At 69.1% G+C, this 21357-nt stretch carries 23 protein-coding genes; 7 read left to right on the top strand and 16 right to left on the bottom strand.

The features are described 5' to 3' along the window. The first annotated feature begins 80 nt into the window (after positions 1 to 80). Entirely contained in the window at positions 81 to 269 is a 189-nt protein-coding gene (locus ACFQRI_RS05985; protein ID WP_380665293.1) for a hypothetical protein, read from the top strand. A 79-nt stretch (positions 270 to 348) separates the two neighbouring features. On the opposite strand, the gene nucS is transcribed toward ACFQRI_RS05985, so the two are convergent. After that, the gene (gene nucS, locus ACFQRI_RS05990) at positions 349 to 1008 is read right to left on the bottom strand and encodes an endonuclease NucS (RefSeq protein WP_380665295.1); all 660 of its coding nucleotides are present in this window, start codon (positions 1006 to 1008) and stop codon (positions 349 to 351) included. Positions 1009 to 1145: 137 nt separating this feature from the next. Between nucS and ACFQRI_RS05995 the strand changes: the two genes are divergently transcribed. Both ACFQRI_RS05995 and ACFQRI_RS06000 read left to right on the top strand, forming a co-directional pair. Beyond that, positions 1146 to 2555, top strand: a complete 1410-nt coding sequence (locus ACFQRI_RS05995) for an amino acid permease (protein ID WP_380665297.1) — start codon at positions 1146 to 1148, stop codon at positions 2553 to 2555. A 115-nt stretch (positions 2556 to 2670) separates the two neighbouring features. Further along, positions 2671 to 3207, top strand: coding sequence for an NUDIX domain-containing protein (locus ACFQRI_RS06000; protein ID WP_380665299.1), 537 nt, complete (start codon positions 2671 to 2673; stop codon positions 3205 to 3207). Position 3208: 1 nt separating this feature from the next. Here the strand turns inward: ACFQRI_RS06000 and ACFQRI_RS06005 are convergent, their stop codons facing one another. Both ACFQRI_RS06005 and murA read right to left on the bottom strand, forming a co-directional pair. Next, entirely contained in the window at positions 3209 to 3532 is a 324-nt protein-coding gene (locus ACFQRI_RS06005; protein ID WP_380665301.1) for a putative quinol monooxygenase, read from the bottom strand. Between the two features lie 85 nt (positions 3533 to 3617). Next, positions 3618 to 4874 (bottom strand): UDP-N-acetylglucosamine 1-carboxyvinyltransferase, encoded by a 1257-nt coding sequence (murA, locus tag ACFQRI_RS06010; RefSeq protein WP_380665303.1) that lies wholly within the window; start codon positions 4872 to 4874, stop codon positions 3618 to 3620. 141 nt (positions 4875 to 5015) lie between these two features. Here murA and ACFQRI_RS06015 point away from each other — a divergent pair, with 141 nt between their 5' ends. The 4 genes from ACFQRI_RS06015 to ACFQRI_RS06030 all read left to right on the top strand — a co-directional run bounded on the left by ACFQRI_RS06015 (position 5016) and on the right by ACFQRI_RS06030 (position 9893). After that, positions 5016 to 5588, top strand: a complete 573-nt coding sequence (locus tag ACFQRI_RS06015) for a cob(I)yrinic acid a,c-diamide adenosyltransferase (protein ID WP_380665306.1) — start codon at positions 5016 to 5018, stop codon at positions 5586 to 5588. Positions 5589 to 5818: 230 nt separating this feature from the next. Further along, a complete protein-coding gene (locus ACFQRI_RS06020; protein ID WP_380665308.1) occupies positions 5819 to 7222 on the top strand; it encodes an amino acid permease in 1404 nt (467 codons plus the stop codon). Positions 7223 to 7363: 141 nt separating this feature from the next. Further along, positions 7364 to 8167: a carbon-nitrogen hydrolase family protein gene (locus tag ACFQRI_RS06025; RefSeq protein WP_380665568.1), complete on the top strand. Its 804-nt coding sequence runs from the start codon at positions 7364 to 7366 to the stop codon at positions 8165 to 8167. A 19-nt stretch (positions 8168 to 8186) separates the two neighbouring features. Beyond that, on the top strand, positions 8187 to 9893 hold the full coding sequence (locus ACFQRI_RS06030; protein ID WP_380665310.1) for a flavin monoamine oxidase family protein: 1707 nt from the start codon (positions 8187 to 8189) through the stop codon (positions 9891 to 9893). Here ACFQRI_RS06030 and ACFQRI_RS06035 read toward each other — a convergent pair. From ACFQRI_RS06035 to ACFQRI_RS06095, 13 genes are all read right to left on the bottom strand, one after another. Beyond that, a complete protein-coding gene (locus ACFQRI_RS06035) occupies positions 9890 to 10360 on the bottom strand; it encodes a GNAT family N-acetyltransferase (protein ID WP_380665312.1) in 471 nt (156 codons plus the stop codon). The two genes, ACFQRI_RS06030 and ACFQRI_RS06035, sit on opposite strands and share 4 nt — an antisense overlap. Positions 10361 to 10768: 408 nt before the next feature. Further along, a complete protein-coding gene (locus ACFQRI_RS06040; protein ID WP_380665314.1) occupies positions 10769 to 11206 on the bottom strand; it encodes a DUF2550 domain-containing protein in 438 nt (145 codons plus the stop codon). 8 nt (positions 11207 to 11214) lie between these two features. Further along, entirely contained in the window at positions 11215 to 11580 is a 366-nt protein-coding gene (locus tag ACFQRI_RS06045) for a F0F1 ATP synthase subunit epsilon (RefSeq protein WP_380665316.1), read from the bottom strand. Positions 11581 to 11741: 161 nt separating this feature from the next. Beyond that, complete coding sequence (gene atpD / locus ACFQRI_RS06050) at positions 11742 to 13172, bottom strand: F0F1 ATP synthase subunit beta (protein ID WP_380665318.1); 1431 nt, start codon at positions 13170 to 13172, stop codon at positions 11742 to 11744. A gap of 1 nt (position 13173) precedes the next feature. Further along, positions 13174 to 14094 carry a F0F1 ATP synthase subunit gamma gene (locus tag ACFQRI_RS06055; protein ID WP_380665320.1) on the bottom strand — a complete coding sequence of 307 codons (921 nt, stop codon included), beginning with the start codon at positions 14092 to 14094 and terminating at the stop codon, positions 13174 to 13176. Positions 14095 to 14105: 11 nt separating this feature from the next. Further along, complete coding sequence (gene atpA / locus ACFQRI_RS06060) at positions 14106 to 15749, bottom strand: F0F1 ATP synthase subunit alpha (RefSeq protein WP_380665322.1); 1644 nt, start codon at positions 15747 to 15749, stop codon at positions 14106 to 14108. Between the two features lie 85 nt (positions 15750 to 15834). Beyond that, positions 15835 to 16665 carry a F0F1 ATP synthase subunit delta gene (locus ACFQRI_RS06065; RefSeq protein ID WP_380665324.1) on the bottom strand — a complete coding sequence of 277 codons (831 nt, stop codon included), beginning with the start codon at positions 16663 to 16665 and terminating at the stop codon, positions 15835 to 15837. A 22-nt stretch (positions 16666 to 16687) separates the two neighbouring features. Beyond that, positions 16688 to 17236, bottom strand: coding sequence for a F0F1 ATP synthase subunit B (locus ACFQRI_RS06070; protein WP_380665326.1), 549 nt, complete (start codon positions 17234 to 17236; stop codon positions 16688 to 16690). Positions 17237 to 17268: 32 nt separating this feature from the next. Then, positions 17269 to 17526, bottom strand: a complete 258-nt coding sequence (locus ACFQRI_RS06075; protein ID WP_380665328.1) for an ATP synthase subunit c family protein — start codon at positions 17524 to 17526, stop codon at positions 17269 to 17271. Between the two features lie 92 nt (positions 17527 to 17618). After that, positions 17619 to 18398 carry a F0F1 ATP synthase subunit A gene (atpB, locus tag ACFQRI_RS06080; RefSeq protein ID WP_380665330.1) on the bottom strand — a complete coding sequence of 260 codons (780 nt, stop codon included), beginning with the start codon at positions 18396 to 18398 and terminating at the stop codon, positions 17619 to 17621. Between the two features lie 279 nt (positions 18399 to 18677). Further along, entirely contained in the window at positions 18678 to 19133 is a 456-nt protein-coding gene (locus ACFQRI_RS06085; RefSeq protein ID WP_380665332.1) for a hypothetical protein, read from the bottom strand. Then, complete coding sequence (locus tag ACFQRI_RS06090) at positions 19133 to 20308, bottom strand: glycosyltransferase family 4 protein (RefSeq protein WP_380665334.1); 1176 nt, start codon at positions 20306 to 20308, stop codon at positions 19133 to 19135. The genes ACFQRI_RS06085 and ACFQRI_RS06090 overlap by 1 nt, the downstream gene beginning before the upstream one ends. Positions 20309 to 20514: 206 nt before the next feature. Next, on the bottom strand, positions 20515 to 21165 hold the full coding sequence (locus tag ACFQRI_RS06095) for an L-threonylcarbamoyladenylate synthase (protein WP_380665335.1): 651 nt from the start codon (positions 21163 to 21165) through the stop codon (positions 20515 to 20517). Positions 21166 to 21357 lie beyond the last annotated feature (192 nt).

The raw sequence follows: 21357 nt of genomic DNA on the forward strand, positions 1-21357 counted from the left end.
TGAGATGCGCATTCCTCCGGCTAATTCGACGCTTCGTGACTGTACGATCACGGAGAGCATCGAGCCAGCGGGAGGAAACCGTGAACGCCCGGATCGACCTGGCGATCAGCGCCGGACTCGCGGAGCCCACGTCCGAGGCCGTCCGCGATCACGCCTGCGAGTGCGCGCCGGCCAGGCCGGGCATCCGGCAGCAGCTGGCGGCGCTGTTCGCCCCGCTGACCACAGCGCGCCTGGGCTGCGGCGAGCGCACCGCCCCGCAGGAACGCTGAACCCGCAGCGCGGGAACCTTCCTGCCACGACCGGCGCGGCAGGCGACGCGGCCCGGCGCAGCGCCGGGCCGGACGCCGATCAGAACAGGCGGTACTCGTCGGGTTCGATCCCGCGCAGCTTGTCGTAGTCCAGGACCACGCAGCGGATTCCGCGGTCCTCGGCCAGCGTGCGCGCCTGCGGTTTGATCTGCTGGGCGGCGAACACCCCGACCACCGGTGCCAGCAACGGGTCGCGGTTGAGCAGTTCGAGGTAGCGGGTGAGCTGCTCGACGCCGTCGATCTCCCCGCGCCGCTTGATCTCGACCGCCACGCTCGCGCCCTCGGCGTCCCGGCACATCAGGTCGACGGGCCCGATCGCGGTCGGGTACTCCCGACGCACCAGCGACCAGCCCTCACCCAGTGTGGTCACGTGCTCGGCGAGCAGCTCCTGCAGGTGCGACTCGACGCCGTCCTTGACCAGGCCGGGTTCGGCACCGAGCTCGTGCTTGGAGTCGTGCAGCACCTCGTCGATGGTGACCACCAGCTTCTCGCCGGCCTTGTTCTGCACCGTCCACACGCCCTGGTCCTCGATGAGCCAGCAGGGCGGGCTCATCCAGTTCAGCGGCTTGTAGGCGCGGTCGTCGGAGTGCACCGACACCGAGCCGTCGGCCTTGACCAGCAGCAGGCGCTGCGCCATCGGCAGATGCGCGGTCAGACGGCCGACGTAGTCAACCTGGCAACGGGCAATCACGAGTCGCACCCGGCACAGAGTACGGGCGTCGATCTCGCTGCTGAGCACCCCCAGGGTTGATCGACCACCTACCGGCGTGACCATGCAGCAGCCTGTATAGGCACCCGCCCGGGGGAGATCAAACGAACGAGTTACGGTTACCGTTCGTGATTTCCGCCCGTACTCTGCTTCGTGTCAAGCCCGCGGAGCGGCTCTCCAGCGAGGGCTCGCACAGCGCGCTGTCCCGCACGCTCGGACTGGTGCCGCTGGTCGCGCTGTCGGTCGGTGCCACCTTGGGCACCGGCATCTTCGTGGTGCTCGCCGAAGCCGCGCCCGCCGCTGGGCCCGCCGTCGTGGTCTCGTTCGTGCTGGCCGGCCTGGCCGCGCTGTGCTCGGCGCTGTCCTACGCCGAACTCGCGGGCAGCGTGCCGGTCTCCGGCTCGGCCTACTCCTACACCTACGCCACGCTCGGCGAGATCGTCGCCTGGATCTGCGGGTGGTGCCTGCTGCTGGAGTACGGGGTCTCGGTGGCCGCGGTCGCGGTCGGCTGGGGCGGATACCTCAACGAGTTCCTGCGCGGCACCATCGGCGTGACCATCCCGGACGCCCTGTCGGCCCCGCCCGGCGAAGGCGGAGTGATCAACATCCCGGCCGCGCTGGTCGTGCTGATGGCCACCGCCGTGCTGATGAAGGGCGTGCGGGAGAGCGCCTGGGCCACCACCATCACGACTCTGCTCAAGATCGCGGTGCTGGTGTTCTTCGTGATCGTGGCCTTCACCGGCTTCCGCTCCGGCAACATGGCTCCCTTCGCCCCGGCCGGGTTCGCCGGGATCTCCGTCGGGGCATCGGCGGTGTTCTTCTCGTTCATCGGTTTCGACGCCGCCTCCACCGCCGGCGAGGAGGCCCGCAACCCCAAGAGGGACATGCCGCGGGCCATCATCCTGTCGCTGGTGATCGTCACCGCCATCTACGTGCTGGTCTCCCTCGCCGCCGTCGGCGCGGTCGGCTCCGGCGCGCTCGGCGAGTCCGAGGCCTCGCTGGCCACGGCCTTGACCGCGGTCACCGGCCAGGGCTGGCCCTCGGTCGTCCTGTCGCTCGGCGCGGTCATCGCGATCGCCTCGGTCGTGCTGACCGTGCTCTACGGGCAGACCCGAATCCTGGTCGCGATGTCCCGCGACGGCCTGATGCCGCGGATGCTCTCCAAGGTCAACCGGCGCGCGGTTCCTTCCCGCAACACCCTGCTGGTCGGCGGCGTGGTGGCCGTGCTGGCCGCGGTCGTACCGCTCAACCAGCTCGCCGAAGCCACCAGCATCGGAACCCTGATCGCCTTCGGCCTGGTCAACATCGGCGTGGTCGTCCTGCGCCGCACCCGCCCCGAACTGCCGCGCAGCTTCAAGACCCCGCTGATGCCCGTGGTGCCGCTGCTGGGGCTGGCGCTGTGCGCCTACCTGATCACCGGACTGGACTCGGTGACGTGGCTGGCCTTCGCGATCTGGACCGCGGTCGGCCTGGCCGTGTACTTCGGCTACGGCATGCGCAAGTCCCAGCTCAACGAGCCCGCCGAGCCGGTCCGCTGACCAGGCCGAGGCGGGGACGGGTGCCAGGAAGGTTCCCCTCCCCGCCTCGGCGCGCCGGCTGCGCGGAAGGTTCCCTTGCTCACTCCACCGCCCCGCGCTCCGGCACCATGAGCGCATGGAGCAGATGAGCAGCCGCGAGGTCTACGCGAACTCGTGGATGGTGGTGCGCGAGGACGACGTCCGCCGCGCAGACGGTTCCCACGGCATCTACGGAGTCATCGACAAGCCGACGTACGCGCTGGTGATCGCCTTGGACGGCGACCGGCTGCACCTCGTCGAGCAGTACCGCTACCCGATCGGGATGCGGCGTTGGGAATTCCCGCAGGGCACCGCGCCGGATCGGGAGGACGTGGAGCCGGGCGAGCTCGCCGCGCGCGAGCTGCGCGAGGAGACCGGCCTGCGCGCGAGGCACATGCTGGAGCTGGGAACGCTGGACGTGGCGCCGGGGATGTCCAGCCAGCGCGGTCGCGCGTACCTGGCCACCGGGCTCTCCCAGGGCGAGCACGCCCGCGAGGTCGAGGAGCAGGACATGCGGACGGCGTGGGTGCCGCGCGCCGAGTTCGAGAAGATGATCGAGATCGGCGAGATCACCGACGCCCAGTCGATCGCCGCCTACACCCTGCTCCTGCTGCACGAGCGCCGCGCGGCCTGAGTCAGATGCCCACGCCGCCCAGCGGGTCCAGGTCGAGCTGCTCGGGCGGTTCCACGAGCAGTTCCAGCAGGTCGTTGAGGTCGATGTCCGGGTGGGTGGCCACCGCCGTGGCCAGCGCCGCGTCGGCGCTGGACAGATCGGTCCACACCTCGACGACCCGCACGCGGTCGGCCGCGCCGCACTCGCGGGTGACGGCGTAGAGCTCGCAGCCCATCGAGCCGCGCAGCGCCTCGGCGATCTGCAGCATCACGATCGCCAGCTGCTCACCCCGGCCGGGCTTCGCGGTGAAGGTCACGATTCGGCCGACCCGCGTGGAGGTGCTCAACGGTTCCCTTCCCGGATTTCGGCCGTCCACTGCGGACACGGCCACCGATGATCTTCGAACGGGCGCGCGGGAAGCGCTGCGGTCCTCAGTCGACGACGCGCTCGATCTCGGCGCCCATGTCGCGCAGGTTCTCCACGAAGCTCGGGTATCCGCGGTCGATGTGGAACACGTCCCACACCTCGGTCACCCCGTCCGCGCACAGCCCGGCCAGCACCAGGCCCACGCCGGCGCGGATGTCGGTCGCCCACACCGGCGCGCTGGAGAGCTTGTCCATCCCGCGCACGACCGCGTGATGTCCGTCGGTGCGCGCATCGGCCCCCATGCGCACCAGTTCCTCGATGAAGCGGAACCGCGATTCGAAGAGGTTCTCGGTGATCATCGAGGTGCCGTCGGCGACCGCGGACAAGGCCAGCGCCATCGGCTGCAGGTCGGTCGGGAAGCCCGGGTAGGGCAAGGTCACGTAGTCCACCGCCTGGGGGCGATCGGGCATGACCACCCGGAAGCTCTCCTCCTCGGTGGTGACCTCGGCCCCGGCGCTGCGCAGCTTCTCCAGCACCAGGTTCACGTGCCGCGGGTCGACCCCGCGCACGGTGAGGTCCCCGCGAGTCGCCGCGGCGGCGAACGCCCAGGTCGCGCCCACGATGCGGTCGCCGATGACGCGGTGCTCCACCGCCTTGAGCGAGCTCACGCCGTGCACGGTCAGCGTCGAGGTGCCCGCGCCCTCGACCTTGGCGCCCATCTGCTGCAGCATCACGCACAGGTCGACGATCTCCGGCTCGCGGGCCGCGTTGTCGATCACCGTGGTGCCCTCGGCCAGCACGGCGGCCATCAGGATGTTCTCGGTGGCACCCACGCTCGGGAAGTCCAGCCAGATCTGCGCACCGCGCAGGTTCTCCGCCTCGGCCACGACCGCGCCGTGCTCGATGCGGCTCGTCGCGCCCAGCTGTCGCAGCCCGTTCTGGTGCATGTCCAGCGGACGCGAACCGATCGCGTCCCCACCCGGCAAGGTCACCTCGGCGCGGCGGCAGCGCGCCACCAGGGGCCCCAGCACGCACACCGAGGCGCGCAGCTTGCCCATCGACGGCGAGATCGCCTCGTGGCTGACCGTCGCCGGGGTGGTGATGTGCACGGTGCCGCCGTTGATGGACACCTCGCAGCCGAGGCTCCGCAGCACGTCGGCCATGAGGGGAACGTCGAGGATCTCCGGGGCATTGACGATCGTCGTAGTGCCCTCGGCCAGCAGGGCCGCCGCCATCAGCTTCAGCACGCTGTTCTTCGCGCCGACGACGTCCACCGCGCCGACGAGGCGGGCTCCGCCACGTACCCGGAAGTGCTCACTCACGAGCATCGAGGTTACGGCCCCGGCGCGGCGGGCATCGGAGTGGGTGGAGCGCACGAAGGGAACCCGCCTGCCACATCCAACCCGAGTGAGGGAACCTTCCTGTCAACGTTCGGCACGGCCCGATCCCCCTAGGCTGTGGGCATGGCTGTCCACCTGACGAAGATCTACACGCGGGCCGGCGACGCGGGCACCACGCGGCTGTCGGACAACTCCAAGGTCCACAAGACCGATCCACGCCTGGTCGCCTACGCCGACGTGGACGAGACGAACTCGGTGCTGGGCGTGGCCCTGGCGACCGCGCAGCTCGACGAGGAGATCGTCGCGGTGCTGCAGGCGGTGCAGAACGACCTGTTCGACGTGGGCGCCGATCTGTCCACCCCGGTCGTCGAGGACCCGCCCTACCCGCCGCTGCGCGTCACCGACTCCTACGTCGAGCGGCTCGAAGGCTGGTGCGACGAGTTCAACGAACGCCTCGGCAAGCTCGAATCGTTCATCCTGCCGGGCGGCACGCCGGGCGGAGCGCTGCTGCACCAGGCGCGCTGCGTGGCGCGCAGGGCCGAACGCTCCGCGTGGGCGCTGCAGGAGGCCGATGCGGAACGCACCTCGCCGCTTCCCGCGAAGTACCTCAACCGGCTCTCGGACCTGCTGTTCATCCTCGCCCGGGTGGCCAACCCCGACGGCGACGTGCTCTGGCACCCCGGCGGCAACGCCTGAGCAAGATTCGAACGTCATCGGGCTGATTTCCACAACGAATAAGTCTTCTTGGGGCAAGAGAACCACAGATAGCGTTGCGCGCCGTGCGAGGTGCGGCAGCTCACAAGGCCGCGCCGCCGGCCGGTCGGCGCGGCACCTCGCAACGGACAACGCGGTCCAATGTGGAGGAATTCGTCGTGGAACACCCGCACGCGCCATCGCGCGTCGCCGAACGGGGGCTTGGCGCGCAGTTGACGCGCCGCAAGCCCGTCGCGGACCTCATCGCCGACAACGGCCAGGGCAGCGGCGGTGCGTTGCGCCGCACGATGGGCATGTGGCAGCTCACCATGATCAGCATCGGTGCCACGCTGGGCACCGGGATCTTCGTCGTGCTCGGCGAGGCCGTACCGCTCGCCGGACCAGCCGTGACGCTGGCGTTCATCATCGCCGGGATCACCGCGCTGCTGTCGGCGCTGTCCTACGCGGAACTCGCGGGCATGATCCCGGTGGCCGGCTCGTCGTACTCCTACGCCTACGCGACCATCGGCGAGCTCGGCGCGTGGGTGTGCGGCTGGTGCCTGCTGCTGGAGTACGGCGTGTCGGTCGCCGCGGTCGCCGTCGGGTGGGGCCAGTACGTCAACGAACTGCTGCAGCTGGTGCTGGGCGTTGCGCTGCCGGAGGCGCTCAGCGCGCCGCCGGGCGACGGCGGCCTGCTCAACCTGCCCGCGGCCGTGGTGGTGGTGCTCGCCATGGTGGCGCTGCTGGGCGGCGCGCGGGAGAGCGCCCGGATCAACGCGATCATGGTCGGCATCAAGACGCTGACGCTCGTGCTGTTCTGCGCCATCGCCTTCTCGGCGGTCAAGGCCGGCAACTACAGCCCGCTGCTGCCGCTGGGCATGGGTGGCGTGAGCGCCGCCGCGGGCAAGCTTTTCTTCTCCTACATCGGGTTCGACGCTGCCTCGACCGCCGGGTCCGAGGCCCGCAACCCGCAGCGCGACCTGCCGCGCGCGATCATGCTCTCGCTCGGCCTGGTCACCGTCCTGTACTGCTTGGTCGCGCTCGCCGCCGTCGGCGCGATGCACTGGACCCATTTCGACGGCACCGAGGCCGCGCTGAGCAAGGTGCTCGGCGGGACGACGGGTTCGGTGCTGCTCTCCGCCGGCGCCATCGTCGCGGTGGCCAGCGTGGTCCTCGCCGTGCTCTACGGCCAGACGCGAATCCTGTTCGCGATGTCCCGCGACGGCCTGGTGCCCGAGCTGTTCTCCCGGGTCGATCCGCGCACCGGGGTGCCCCGCGCGAACACCCTCGTGGTCTCGACGTTCATCGCGGTGCTGGCCGCGGTGGTGCCGCTGGGCGAGCTCGCGGACGCCACCAGCATCGGCACGCTCTTCGCGTTCGCGCTGGTCAACGTAGCGGTCCTGGTGCTGCGCCGACGCCAGCCCGACCTGCACCGCACCTTCCGGACGCCGCTGGTGCCGCTGACCCCGGTGCTCGGCGTGCTGTCCTGCGCCTGGCTGATGCTGAGCCTGGGCTCGGCGACCTGGCTCGCGTTCGCGCTGTGGATGGCCGTGGGCCTGCTCGTCTACTTCGGCTACGGGCGCGGCCACTCGACGCTATCGCAAGCTTCACCCGAATCTGACGCAATGATCCGCTGAACTAGCAGCCAACAACGCAACAAACAGACCTCTGGAATGCAATCAACGAGCTTGTTTTGCATTCCAGAGGTCTTTTAACGTCACTGTGTTGCGCGAACCGACGACCAGAAGGCCAGAATGAACCACCCAACCCGAGCCCCGCTGAAGTTGGCGCTTGACCAGGGACCCTTCGACGCGCTCACCCCCGAGTCAGCGCTGACCCGGCTGGCCGAGCGCGCCCGCACCGCCGCCGAGGCGGGTGCCCGCTTGCTCGTCTGCCCCGAGATGTCCATCACCGGCTACAACATCGCCGGCGACATCCCCGAGCTCGCCGAACCGGCCGACGGGCCGATCGCACAGCGCGTCAGCAGCATCGCCGCGGAAGCGGGCATCGCGATCACCTACGGCTACCCCGAACGCAACGGCGAGGACGTCCACAACACCGCTGCGCTGGTGTCGGCCACCGGCGAACGACTCGCCTCCTACCGCAAGACCCACCTGTTCGGCAAGCTCGACCGCAAGTGGTTCCAGCCCGGTCAACTGCCCCCGCCGCAGGTCGAGGTCGACGGCGTCCGGGTCGGCCTGCTGATCTGCTACGACGTCGAGTTCCCCGAGATGGTCCGCGCCCACGCGCTGGCGGGCACCGAACTGCTGGTGGTGCCGACCGCCCTGATGCGACCCCACGACTTCGTCGCCGAAACGCTGGTGCGCGCCCGCGCCTACGAGAACCAGCTGCACGTGGCCTACGTCAACCGCTGCGGAACCGAGGCAGAGCTGCACTACTGCGGCAAGACCTGCCTGATCGGCCCGGACGGGACCGAGCAGATCCGCGCCGCCGACGGGGAGGAACTGCTCATCGGCGAAGTCGACCCGGCCGCGATCCCCGCCGCACGCCTGGACAACCCGCAACTCGCCGACCGCCGCCCCGAGCTGTACCCCGGCCTGGCGCAAGCCCTGCGCGCCTGATCCGAAACCTGGAGACCTCGTGACTTCCGCGATCCCCAACCCGACGCACCACGACAGCCGGACCGAAGCCCGCACCGACCAATCTCCGGTGACCATGTTCGGCCCCGACTTCCCGTTCGCCTACGACGACTTCCTGCACCACCCCGCAGGCCTCGGCGCTGTCCCGCCCGCGCACCACGGCACGGAAGTGGCCATCATCGGCGGCGGGCTCTCCGGCATCATCGCCGCGTACGAGCTGATGAAGATGGGCCTGCGCCCCGTGGTCTACGAGGCCGACGAGATCGGTGGCCGGTTGCGCACCGCCGAGCTGCAGTCCTGCCCGGACGAGGTGGTCGCCGAGATGGGCGCCATGCGCTTCCCGCCGGCCTCCACCGCGCTGTTCCACTACATCGACAAGGTCGGCCTGAAAACCACCCCGTTCCCGAACCCGCTCGCCGAGAGCACCCCGAGCACGGTCGTGGACCTCAAGGGGGAGAGCCACTACGCGCGGACCCCGGATGACCTCCCCGCGGTGTTCGACGAGGTGTCGCGCGCGTGGGACGCCGCACTGGAGCACGGCGCACGGTTCAGCGACCTGCAGCAGGCGATCCGAGCCCGCGACGCCAAGCGGATCAAGGCCATCTGGAACGAGCTGGTGCCGCAGCTGGACGACCAGACCTTCTACGGCTTCCTCTGCGATGCGCCGTCCTTCGCGTCGTTCCGGCACCGCGAGATCTTCGGCCAGGTCGGCTTCGGCACCGGGGGCTGGGACACCGACTTCCCGAACTCCATCCTGGAGATCCTGCGCGTGGTGTGCACCGGCGCCGACGACGACCACGTCAGCATCGAAGGCGGGTGCCAGCAGCTACCGCTGCGCCTGTGGCACCGCCGCCCGGACAAGATCATCCACTGGCCGGGCGACACCAACCTCGACTCGCTGCACCCCGACGGCCCGCGCCCCGCGGTGACCGCGCTGCGCCGCACCTCCGACAACGGCATCGCGGTCACCGACGCGACCGGGGAAACCCGCACCTACGCCTCGGCGGTGTTCACCGCGCAGAGCTGGATGCTGCTCAGCAAGATCGACTGCTCCGAGGACCTGCTGCCCATCGACCACTGGACGGCCATCGAACGAACCCACTACATGGAGTCGTCCAAGCTGTTCGTGCCGGTCGACCGGCCGTTCTGGCGGGACACCGACCCGGAGACCGGGCGCGACCGGATGAGCATGACGCTCACCGACCGCATGACCCGCGGCACCTACCTCATCGACCACGGCCCCGACCGGCCGGCCGCGATCTGCCTGTCCTACACCTGGTGCGACGACTCGCTGAAGTGGCTGCCGCTGTCGGCCGACGAGCGGTTGTCGGTGATGCTCAAATCGCTGCGCGAGATCTACCCGGACGTCGACATCGCCAGCCACATCATCGGCGACCCGGTCACCGTCTCGTGGGAGGCCGAGCCCTACTTCATGGGAGCCTTCAAGGCGAACCTGCCCGGCCACTACCGCTACCAGCGGCGGCTGTTCACGCACTTCGCGCAGGAGCACAACGCCCCCGAGCACTCCGGCCTGTTCCTGGCCGGGGACGACATCTCGTGGACCGCCGGATGGGCCGAGGGCGCCGTGCAGACGGCGCTGAACGCGGTCTGGGGCGTGATGCGCCACTTCGACGGCTCGACCGATCCGACCAACCCGGGCCCGGGCGACGTGTTCGACCAGATCGCCCCGATCGAGCTGCCCGACTAGAGCTCCTTGGCGAAGCACCTGCTCAACGGGTCGTCCCGGTACACGCCGAACTTCGCGGTCTCGGTGTAACCGGACGAGGCGTAGAGCCCGATGGCCTCGGGCTGACGCGTACCGGTCTCGAGGACGAGGCGCTTGCGGCCGGCGAGCGCGGCGGAGCTCTCCAGCTCGGAGAGCATCCGCCGCGCGAGCCCCTTACCCCGCTCACCTGGAACGATGTACATGCGCTTGAGCTCGGCATCGCTCTCGCGGAAACCGGGTTCGTCGCTGCCGTGCACGCGCCAGCCGCCCGAAGCCACCGGTCGCCCGTCGAGGTAGCCCAGCATGAACAAGCCTTCCGGCGGCGCGAACTCGGCCGGATCGACCGGGGTGAGGTCGGGCTCGCCGTAGCGGTCCACGTACTCCTGCTGGAGCTCCTCGATCAACCGGACCGAATCGGGGTGGTCGTACTCGACGATCTCGATGCGCACGAAACCACCCTAATCGGCGACCGCGCAGGTCAACGAGGCTTTTTCCGCCACCGACCAGTCGCACGCGCATCGCGGTCGCGCGCCGCGACCACGCCGATGCCCGGGCGCGCAGCGCCCGCACCCGCGACCGCGCCAAGCCCTCGACAGCGACCGGCGTTGCCCACTCCCCCTGCCGCGCAGCGCCCCACCGACCGGCAAGCCCCATCCGACGGCCTGACGGCGTCGTGCGCGGCCGGAGCAGCGTCCGGGCGCGCAATCACAGCTCAGCGCCGCGCTCGGCCAACGAGGTTCGAGGGAGGGAACCTTCCTGTCACACTGCCCGGCGCAGTGACAGGAAGGTTCCCTTCCTCGAACCGGGAGCACGAAAAAGCGGGGTCCCGAAGGACCCCGCTATCTCCTTGGTCGAACTCACGACGCCCAGGGCACCGAGCGGCCGGGTGGTGAGGACTCCAGCCAGGACAGGAAGCCGGTCAGCGCGTCGGTGTTCATCGCCAGCTCCAGGTCAGGTCCGGTCAGGTCCAGGACCGTGGAGCCGGCGGGCATCGCGTAGGCCTCCGCCCCCGTGGGTTCGCGGCGTTGCGCGATCTCCACCGTGCGCCGGTTGATCACCCAGTTCGGCCCCGAGCGCAGGCTCAGGATGCGGTACCAGGCGAACTCCTCGCCCCGGTAGTGCGCCACGCCCAGGTTCCAGCCGCGCGCCTTGCCGTTCTTGCTGGCGCGCAACGCCACGTCGATCCCACCGACCCGGAGTTCGCGCAGCCTCCGCCAGGCGAGCACCCCGATGACCAGGGCCGCCGAGACGAGCAGTCCCAGCAGCACCACGAGGAACACGACCGGCGAACCCATAGAGCGGCTCAGTCCGTCTGGCCTGCGGCTCGCAATCGGGCGGCAGCCTGCGTTCGGGCCTGCTCGTCCTCGCTCTTGGCGTCCTCGCGAGCCTTGGCCACGTCGATCTCCTGGGAGAGCTCCGCGTCCTCGGCGAGCACGCTCACCCCGTCGCCGGTGACCGACAGGAATCCGCCGTGGACCGCGGCGGTCACCGTGTCGTTCTCGGTGGTCTTGATGCGGACCACGCCACCCTCGATCAGCTGGCCGAGGACCGGCTCGTGGCCCGGCAGGATGCCGATCTCGCCTTCGGTGGTCTGCGCGACGACCGAGGTCGCTTCACCGGACCACAGCAGGCGCTCGACGGCGACCAGTTGGACGGACATGTTGGCCACGCGCGTCTCCTTTGTCGGGTGTATGCCCAGCAGTCTAGCCAACGCCACCAGGGCGATCGCGACTGGCCAGGTTGGAAGTGCCTAGTGGCAAAGGGGGTCGGGACCCGCCGGGCCCCGACCCCGCTCGCCGGTTTCGCACACCCCGCAGACGGGGTGGCGGCTCACTGCTCGGTGAGCTTCTTGTACGCCTGCTCGAGGTCCTCGAGGCCACCGATGGACAGGAACGCCTGCTCCGGGTAGTGGTCGAAGTCGCCCTTGCACAGCTTGTCGAAGGCCTCGATGGTCTCCTTCAGCGAGACGAAGGAGCCCTCCTGGCCGGTGAACTGCTTCGCGACGAAGAAGTTCTGCGACAGGTAGCGCTCGATGCGACGCGCCCGCTGCACCGTCACCTTGTCCTCTTCGGACAGCTCGTCCATACCGAGGATGGCGATGATGTCCTGCAGCTCCTTGTACTTCTGCAGGATCCGCTTGACCTCCTGGGCCACCCGGTAGTGCTCGTCGCCGACGATCGCCGGGTCCAGGATGGTCGAGGTGGAGGCCAGCGGGTCCACCGCCGGGTAGATGCCCTTCTGCGAGATCGCACGGGAGAGCTCAGTGGTCGCGTCCAGGTGGGCGAAGGTCGTCGCCGGCGCCGGGTCGGTGTAGTCGTCCGCGGGCACGTAGATCGCCTGCATCGAGGTGATCGACCGACCGCGGGTCGAGGTGATCCGCTCCTGCAGCTCGCCCATCTCGTCGGCCAGCGTCGGCTGGTAGCCCACCGCGGAGGGCATCCGGCCCAGCAGGGTGGAGACCTCCTGGCCGGCCTGGGTGAACCGGAAGATGTTGTCGATGAACAGCAGCACGTCCTGGTTCTGGACGTCGCGGAAGTACTCCGCCATGGTCAGCGCCGACAGCGCCACCCGCATACGGGTCCCCGGCGGCTCGTCCATCTGACCGAACACCAGCGCGGTGTCGGCGAGAACGCCGGACTCGGCCATCTCCACCCAGAGGTCGTTGCCCTCACGGGTGCGCTCGCCGACACCGGCGAACACCGAGGTACCACCGAAGTTCTTGGCGACTCGGCGGATCATCTCCTGGATCAGAACGGTCTTGCCGACACCGGCACCACCGAACAGACCGATCTTGCCGCCCTGCACGTACGGGGTGAGCAGGTCGATCACCTTGATGCCGGTCTCCAGCATCTCGGTCTTGCCCTCGAGCTGGTCGAAGGCCGGGGCCTTGCGGTGGATCGACCACTTCTCGGCGTCCGAGGCGTAGCCCGGCTCGTCCAGGCAGTGGCCCAGCGCGTTGAACACGTGGCCCTTGACGACGTCACCGACCGGGACCGAGATGCCGGCGCCCGAGTCGGCCACGGTCACACCGCGCACCAGACCCTGGGTCGGCTGCATGGAGATCGTGCGGACCACGCTGTCGCCCAGGTGCTGGGCGACCTCGAGGGTCAGCGTCTTGGCCATGCCCTCGGCGGTGATGTCCACCGTCAGAGCGTTGTACAGATCCGGCACCTGGTCACGAGGGAACTCGACGTCCACGACCGGGCCGAGCACCCGGACGACGCGGCCCGTGCCAGTGCTAGTGGCAGTAGCAGCAGTCATGTCACTCACTTCCTGCGGACGAGAGCGCCTCGACACCGCCGACGATCTCGCTGATTTCCTGGGTGATCTGGGCCTGGCGGGCCTGGTTGGCCTCGCGGCTGAGGGTGCGGATCAACTCGTCCGCGTTGTCCGTCGCCGACTTCATCGCCGTGCGCCGGGCCGCGTGCTCGGATGCCGCCGCGTCCAGCAGACCCGCGAACAGGCGGGTCTTGATGTACTTGGGCAGCAGCGCGTCGAACAGCGTCTCGGCGTCCGGCTCGAACTCGAAGGCGGGCTTGGGCTTGCGCTCGTCGGTGTACTCGACCTCCATCGGGGCCACCCGACGAACCACCGGCTTCTGCGTGAGCATCGAGACGAACTCGGTGTGCACCATGTGCAGTTCGTCAACGCCCAGCTTACCGTCCTGGCCGGGGTGGTCGAGGTAGTCGTCGGCACCCGCGAGGAACGCCTTGACCAGGGTCTCGCCGACCTCGGAGGCGTTGGCGTACTCCGGCCGGTCGCTGAAGCCGGACCAGCTGGCCTCCACGTGGCGCTGGCGGAACCGGTAGTACGCCTCGCCCTTGCGGCCGATGACGTACAGGACCGGCTCCTTGCCCTGCGAGCGCAGCAGCGACTGCAGCTCCTCCGCCGCCTTGATCACGTTGGAGTTGTAACCGCCGCAGAAACCGCGGTCACTGGTCACCACCAGCACACCGGCGCGCTTGGGGTTCGCGCGCTCGGTCAGCAGCGGGTGGTCCAACGTGCTCTCGTCGGCCAGCGCGGACAGGACCTTGGTGATCTCGTCGGCGTACGGCCGCGAGGCCTCGACCCTGGCCTGCGCCTTCATGATGCGCGAGGTAGCGATGAGCTCCTGCGCCTTGGTGATCTTCCGGGTCGATTTGACCGACCGGATGCGGTTGCGGAGTTCCCGAAGTGAAGCCATGGCTCACCCGGTCACTTCTTCGGTTCGGGCTTGTCGACCTTGACGGTCTCCTGCCCGACCTCGTCGGCCGCCAGCGCCTCGGCCTCGGGCGCGCTCGGCGCCGTGGAGCCCGCGGAGCTGGTGAACTGCTTCTTGTAGTCCTCGACCGCGTCCACGATGACCTTCTCGCCGTCGGCCGACAGCTTGCCGGTCTCGACGATCTCCTTGAGCGTGGTCTCGTGCGAGCGCCGCATGTGGCCCAGGAACTCCTGCTCGAAGCGCTGGACGTCGTTGACGGCGATGTCGTCGAGGTAGCCCTTGGTCGAGATGAACAGCGAGACGACCTCGTCCTCGACCGGCAGCGGCTCGCCCTGGCCCTGCTTGAGGACCTCCATCAGGCGGGCCCCGCGGTCCAGCTGGGCCTTCGACGCGGCGTCGAGGTCCGAGGCGAAGGCCGAGAAGGCCTCCAGCTCGCGGTACTGGGCCAGGTCCAGACGCAGCGAACCGGCAACGCTCTTCATCGCCTTGATCTGCGCGGAACCACCGACTCGCGACACCGAGATACCGACGTCGATGGCCGGGCGCTGACCCGAGTTGAACAGGTCGGACTGCAGGAAGCACTGGCCGTCGGTGATGGAGATGACGTTGGTCGGGATGTAGGCCGACACGTCGTTGGCCTTGGTCTCGATGATCGGCAGACCCGTCATCGAACCGGCGCCCATCTCGTCGGACAGCTTCGCGCAGCGCTCCAGCAGGCGCGAGTGCAGGTAGAACACGTCGCCCGGGTAGGCCTCGCGCCCCGGCGGACGACGCAGCAGCAGCGACAGCGCTCGGTAGGCCTCGGCCTGCTTGGTGAGGTCGTCGAAGACGATCAGGACGTGCTTGCCCTGGTACATCCAGTGCTGGCCGATGGCCGAGCCGGTGTACGGGGCCAGCCACTTCAGACCCGGGGAGTCGGACGCCGGGGCCGCGACGATGGTGGTGTACTCCATCGCGCCGGCCTCTTCCAGCGACCGCTTCACGCCGGCGATCGTGGAGCCCTTCTGGCCGATGGCGACGTAGATGCAGCGGACCTGCTTGGTCGGGTCGCCGCTGTCCCAGTTGGCCTTCTGGTTGATGATCGTGTCCGCGGCGACCGTGGTCTTGCCGGTCTTGCGGTCGCCGATGATCAGCTGACGCTGACCGCGGCCGATCGGGGTCATCGAGTCGATGGCCTTGATGCCGGTCTGCATCGGCTCGCCGACGCCCTGCCGCTGGACCACCGTGGCGGCCTGCAGCTCGAGCGCGCGGTCGCCCTCGCTCGGGATGTCGCCCATACCGTCGATCGGCTCGCCCAGCGCGTTGACGACGCGGCCCATGAAGCCGTCGCCCACCGGGGTCGACAGGACCCGGCCGGTGCGCTTGACCTCCTGGCCCTCTTCGATCTTCTCGGAGTCACCCAGGATGACCGCGCCGATCTCCTGCGACTCCAGGTTCATCGCGACACCGTAGATGCCGCCGGGGAACTCCAGCAGCTCCTCGGTCATGACCGAAGGCAGGCCCTCGACATGGGCGATGCCGTCACCAGTATCGGTGACGACCCCGACCTCCTCGCGGCTGACCTCCGGGGAGTAGCTGGAGACGTAATTCTCGATCGCACTGCGGATCTCGTCCGACGAGATCGTCAGCTCCGCCATGTCTCTTCCTGCCCTCGGTTCGTTCTTGGAAGGGAGTTGGTTCAGCGTGCCGCGCCCTGCCTCCCGGCGGGCGCGGCACGTCGGCTCAATCGGCCAGGTCGCGCCGCAGCGTCTGCAGGCGTCCCGCCACGCTGCCGTCGATGACCTCGTCACCGACCTTGATCAGCAGCCCGCCCTGGACCTCGGGGTCGATCTCGAAGTGCAAGGCGATCGGACGGGCGTAGATCCGCTGCAGGGTGTTCGCCAGCCGCTGCTGCTGCTCCTCGCTGAGCGGGAACGCAGAGCGGATGTGCGCCACCGAGCGTTCGCGGCGCTTCGCCGACAGCTCGGCCAGCTCTTCCAGCCCCTCGCTGACCCGCTGGCCGTGCGGCCGGGCCACGAGCTGGCGGACCAGTTCGAGGGTCACGGGTTCGACCTTGCCCTCGACCAGCTGGTCCAGCACGGCGGTCTTGGCCGCCGCATCCCCGGTGGGGTCCGACAGCAGCCGCTCCAGGTCCACCTCGGAGGAGATGATCCGGCCCAGCCGGAACAGCTCGTCCTCGACGTTGTCGAGCCGGCCTGCCCGCTCGGCCTGCACCAGCAGGGCGGTGCGCCCCAGCCGCTCCAGACCGTTGACCAGGTCGGACGGGCTGGACCAGCGAGCGCGGACGGCCTCGACGACCACCGGCAGCGAGCGCGCCCCGAGCTTGCCCTCCAGCAGACCGCGGGCCAGGTTCTCCCTGGCCTGCGGCTCGGTGGAGGCGTCGGCGAGGGCGCGCCGCAGCGTGGACTCGCGGCCCAGCAGCGCGGCCACGCCGAACAGCTCGTCGGCGAGCCCGGTGATCTCCGCGGCCTGAGCCCCGTCGGTGGCCTGCAGCAACTGCAGCTCGCTGGCTGCCATTGCCTCACGGCTCGCGGCGTTCACGAGGGTGCTCAACTCTCAGCGCCTTTCGTTCGGTTCAGGACTCGGACCGGGCCGAGGTGGCCTCCAGGTCATCGAGGAACCGGTCGACGGTTCCGCGACGGCGGGCCTCGTCCTCAAGGGACTCGCCGACCACTCGGCCGGCCAGGTCGACGGCCTGACGACCCAGGTCGGCGCGCAGCTCGGCGACGATCTGGGCCCGCTGGTGCGCCAGCTGCGCCTGACCCTGGCTGACGATGCGGTCGGACTCGGTCTGAGCCTGGGTCCGCATCTCGTCCAGGATCTGCTGCCCCTCGGCACGGGCGTCGTCGCGGATCCGAGCCGCTTCCGCACGGGCCTCGGCCAGCTGCTCCTTGTACTGCTCCAGGGTCCGCTGGGCCTCGGCCTGAGCGGCCTCGGCCTTGGCGATACCGCCCTCGATCCGCTCGCTGCGCTCGGCGTAGAGCTTCTCGAAGCGCGGGACCGCGTACTTCCAGAGGACGAACAGCAGCAGCAGGAACGAGATCAGACCGACCACGATCTCCGCTGGTGCTGGGACGATCGGGTTGTGCTCGCCTTCGGCGGCCAGCAGCATCTGGGTCTTCACCACAACGCCTCCCAACGCGTTAAGCCGTCAGATCAGGCAGCCGACGCGATGAAGTAAACGACCAGACCGATCAGCGCCAGCACCTCGACCAGAACGAAGGAAATCCAGGCGATGCCCTGCAGCTGGCCCTGGGCCTCCGGCTGGCGGGCGGTGCCGTTGATGACGGCGGCCCAGATCAGACCCACACCGACACCGGGGCCGATGGCGCCCAGGCCGTAACCGATGGCGGCCAGACCGGGGTTGATGTTGGTCGCGGCCTCCGCAGCCTGCGCGAGAACGATGTTGCTCACTTTCACTACCTTTCACTCGGTCCGCTTACGAAGGGCGGATCGACAGGTCCTTTGCTGGTGGGAAAGTCTTTGTCGTCGCCCGGTCTACTTGCTCAGTGGCCCTCGGACAGCGCCGCGCCGATGAAGTTCGCGGTCAGCAGCGCGAAGATGTAGGCCTGCAGCACCTGGATCAGGGCTTCGACGAAGGTCAGGGCAATGGCGAAGGCGAAGGCCACGATGGACACGGGCTTGAACGCCGCGCTCGCCTCGATCAACAGGTACTCACCGCCGAGGGTGAACACCAGCAGAATCAAGTGGCCCGCGAACATCGCCGCGAAAACTCGGACCGCCAGGGCGGCCGGCTGCGCGACGAACTTCTGCAGGAACTCGATCGGGGACAGCAGGAGGTAGATCGGCTTCGGCACCCCGGGCGGGAACATGATGTGCTTGAAGTACCCGAGGAACCCGTGCCGGGCGAACCCGACCCCGTGGAACACCACGTACACCACGATGGCCAGCGCGATCGGGAATCCGATCTTGGACATCGTGGGGAACTGGATGAACGGGATGATGCCGAACAGGTTGTTCACCAGCACGAAGGTGAACAGAGCGAAGATCAGCGGCACGAACGGACGGAAGTCCTTGGCACCGATCTGCTCCCGGGCGATCTTGTTGCGGCTGAATTCGTATGTGAATTCCGCCACAAACTGCCCCTTGCCCGGAACGAGCTTCAGGTTCCGGGTGGCGATCAGGTAGTAGGCGCCCACGATGATCGCCGAAGCCACGACGAGAACGATCGGCTTGGTAACTCCGCCGAAGATCGGCGGAAGGAAAAAGCTTTCGGCGCCCGGCGGCTGGAATGTTCCGCCTTCGGCCAGCATCAGCGCGCCCAACTGGGCTCCTTCCGGTTCTCCCGGCCGAACCTCACTCTTCCGGGGGAATCGTCACGTTTTGCGTTTAACGTACCCGATACGTGATCCGGTACGCGGAGGGGCCCTCCCCCACCGAAGTGGTCCGAGGGCCGGCCCTGCGTTGCCCTTCGACCCGCGCGGCGCGGGGAAGGCTATTGTCGAGGCAGACCTTACCAGCGAGTACGTAGCGAGCCGACATGCCGGTGGCGTACTTCTCGGATTCCGCCCGAACGTACGCGCAGGTTAGGCCGTCGAAACGGTTCAGTTCCCCGGAATGATGGTGGGGATCTTGGTGCGTTTGAAGGCCACCACCTCGGCCCCCGCCCAGACCATCACGGTCACCAGGAAGGTCAGGGCCAGCGACTCGCGGTGGATGAACTCGATGGTGCCCAGCAGCGTCATCACCACGAGCAGGACCAGCATCTTGCCCACGTAGCCCCCGAGCGCGACGACCATCACGAAGTGCGGGCTCATGCCTCCGGTGAACCGCATCAACCAGATGGTCAGCAGTGACGACCCGAAGGCCACCGCTCCGCCGATCAGCGCCCCCACCAGGCCGGAGACCCCGACCAGCAGGGTCGCCGCGATCGCCCCGACGAGCACCGCGGCCAGGCCCGGCCACACCGCGGTGCGCAGCATCGCCGTGGCGAGCCTGCGCACGACCTGGGCGTGCGGGTTCTGCTGCTCGCCGTCGGCCGGCTCGGCTGCTTCGCTCATCAGGACTCTCGTTCGGCTCGGGTACGCATGCGCGGAATCAACGAGATGATAGCCGCCAGCAGCACCGCGAGTCCTGCGACCCATGCCACCAGCACGGCGTTGAACAGCGTCAACGACACCGCGCCGAAGGCGATCACCGCCGCCCACAGGTAGATGAGCAGAACCGCGCGGCGCTGCGAGTGCCCGATCTCCAGCAGCCGGTGGTGCAGGTGCATCTTGTCGGCGTGGAAGGGGCTCTTGCCCGCTCTGGTGCGCCGCACCACCGCCATGATCAGGTCCAGCAGCGGCACGAACAGCACCGCGGCCACCACCAGCAGCGGCGAGAGCAGCGCGATCGTGTCGCCGGGCCCGGCGCCGTCGCCGCCGGTCGGCAGGATCCGGCCGGATGCCGAGGTGCTCGCCGTGGCCAGCATCAACCCGATGAGCATCGACCCCGAGTCGCCCATGAAGATCTTGGCGGGTTGGAAGTTGTGCGGCAGGAAGCCCAGGCACGCGCCCGCGATGGCCGCCGCGATCAGCGCCGGCGGGTAGGCGGTGACGTCGCCGTTCTGCCGGTCGAGGACTCCCAGGCAGAACGCGAACGTCGCCGCGGCCGAGATCAGCCCGATGCCCGAGGCCAGCCCGTCGAGGCCGTCGACGAAGTTCATCGCGTTGATCATCGCGACGACCAGCAGGACCGTCAGCAGCTGGCCCTGCGTGCTGCCCAGCACCAGCAGCTGGCCCATGTGCCCCTCGACACCGCCCCACGGCACCCACAGCAGGAACCACTGCACGCCGAAGAGCACGAGGATCCCCGCTGCGGTGACCTGCCCGGCCAGCTTGGTCAGCGAATCCAGCTCGAACCTGTCGTCCAGGGCCCCGACCAGCACGATCAGGCCGCCCGCGATGACCACGGCCAGCGAATCCTTGGAGTAGGAGAACCCGCGCGAGAGGGCCGGCAGGTTGGCCGCGAGGAACATCGCGGCCAACACCCCTCCGTACATCGCCACCCCGCCCATCCGGGGCATCGGCTTGACGTGCACGTCGCGCACGCGCGGGTAGGCGACCGCGCCCACGCGGATGGCCAGCAGCCGGATCAGACCGGTCAGCAGGAAGGTCGTGACGGCGGCGGTGAGCAGCACGAGCAGGTACTCGCGTGCCGGCAGTCCGACGGGGGCCCAGGGCGTGTTGTCCATACCGGTGGCTCACCTGCGCAAGCGCGCGATGTCGGTGTACAGCCCCCAGAACGGCGTGTTCAAACCCGGCGCTCCTCGTCGCATCCTCGAATCGCGGTCCAACCACCGGTTCGCAACCGGGCGAACGCGGGTGTCCCGCGCGAACCTGACGGGCGCGGGCGGTTTCGGTGCGTCCCCAACGCTATCGAGCGCGGGTGCGGGCGCTGTCACCGGTCCGCTTCGAGCTCCACGCCGAGCACGTCGGTCAGCTGTTCCCTGGTCACCGCCCCGTCGCGCAGCACCCGCGGGTTCCCCTGGGTGAGGTCGACGATGGTGGAGGGAACCGGGTCGCCCGAGGGCCCGCCGTCCAAGTAGGTCTGCACGCGGTCGCCCAGCTGCTCCTCGGCCTCGGCCGCCGTGGCCGCCGGGGGTTGACCGGTGCGGTTGGCGCTGGAGACCGCCATCGGCCCCACCTCGCGCAGCAGGTCCAGCGCCACCGGGTGCAGCGGCATGCGCAGGTTCACCGTGCCCCGGGTCTCGCCCAGGTTCCAGTTCAGCGAAGGTGCCTGCGGCAGCACCAGCGACAGCCCGCCGGGCCAGAACGCCTCGATCAGCGCGCGCGCCTGCTGCGGAACCGACATGACCAGCCCATCCACAGTGGACCAGGAGCCGACCAGGACGGGCACCGGCATGTCCGGGCCGCGCCCCTTGGCCGCCAGCAGCGCCCGAACCGCGTTCGCGTCGAAGGCGTCGGCGCCGATCCCGTAGACGGTGTCGGTGGGAAGCACGACCAGGCCCCCGGCGCGAACCGTGTTGGCCGCGGCGGCCAGCCCCGCCTCCCGCTTGTCCGGATTGGTGCAGTCAAAAACGGTGCTCACTCCTCGCATCCTGGCACGCCCGCTTACAACCCGTTCGAGCGGTGCGGCAGATCACCGCAGCGGTGCATCCTGACTGGTAACACGAGCATTGCTCGACGAGATCACCCTCGTGTGAGCACCGCCATCGCAACGAGCGGCAGGAGCCGGACGTCTCCCGGCCACGGGCAGCACAACCAACGACCAGAGGAGAAC

The organism is Saccharopolyspora griseoalba, from assembly GCF_042665275.1.
In the GTDB taxonomy this organism is placed as follows: domain Bacteria; phylum Actinomycetota; class Actinomycetes; order Mycobacteriales; family Pseudonocardiaceae; genus Saccharopolyspora; species Saccharopolyspora griseoalba.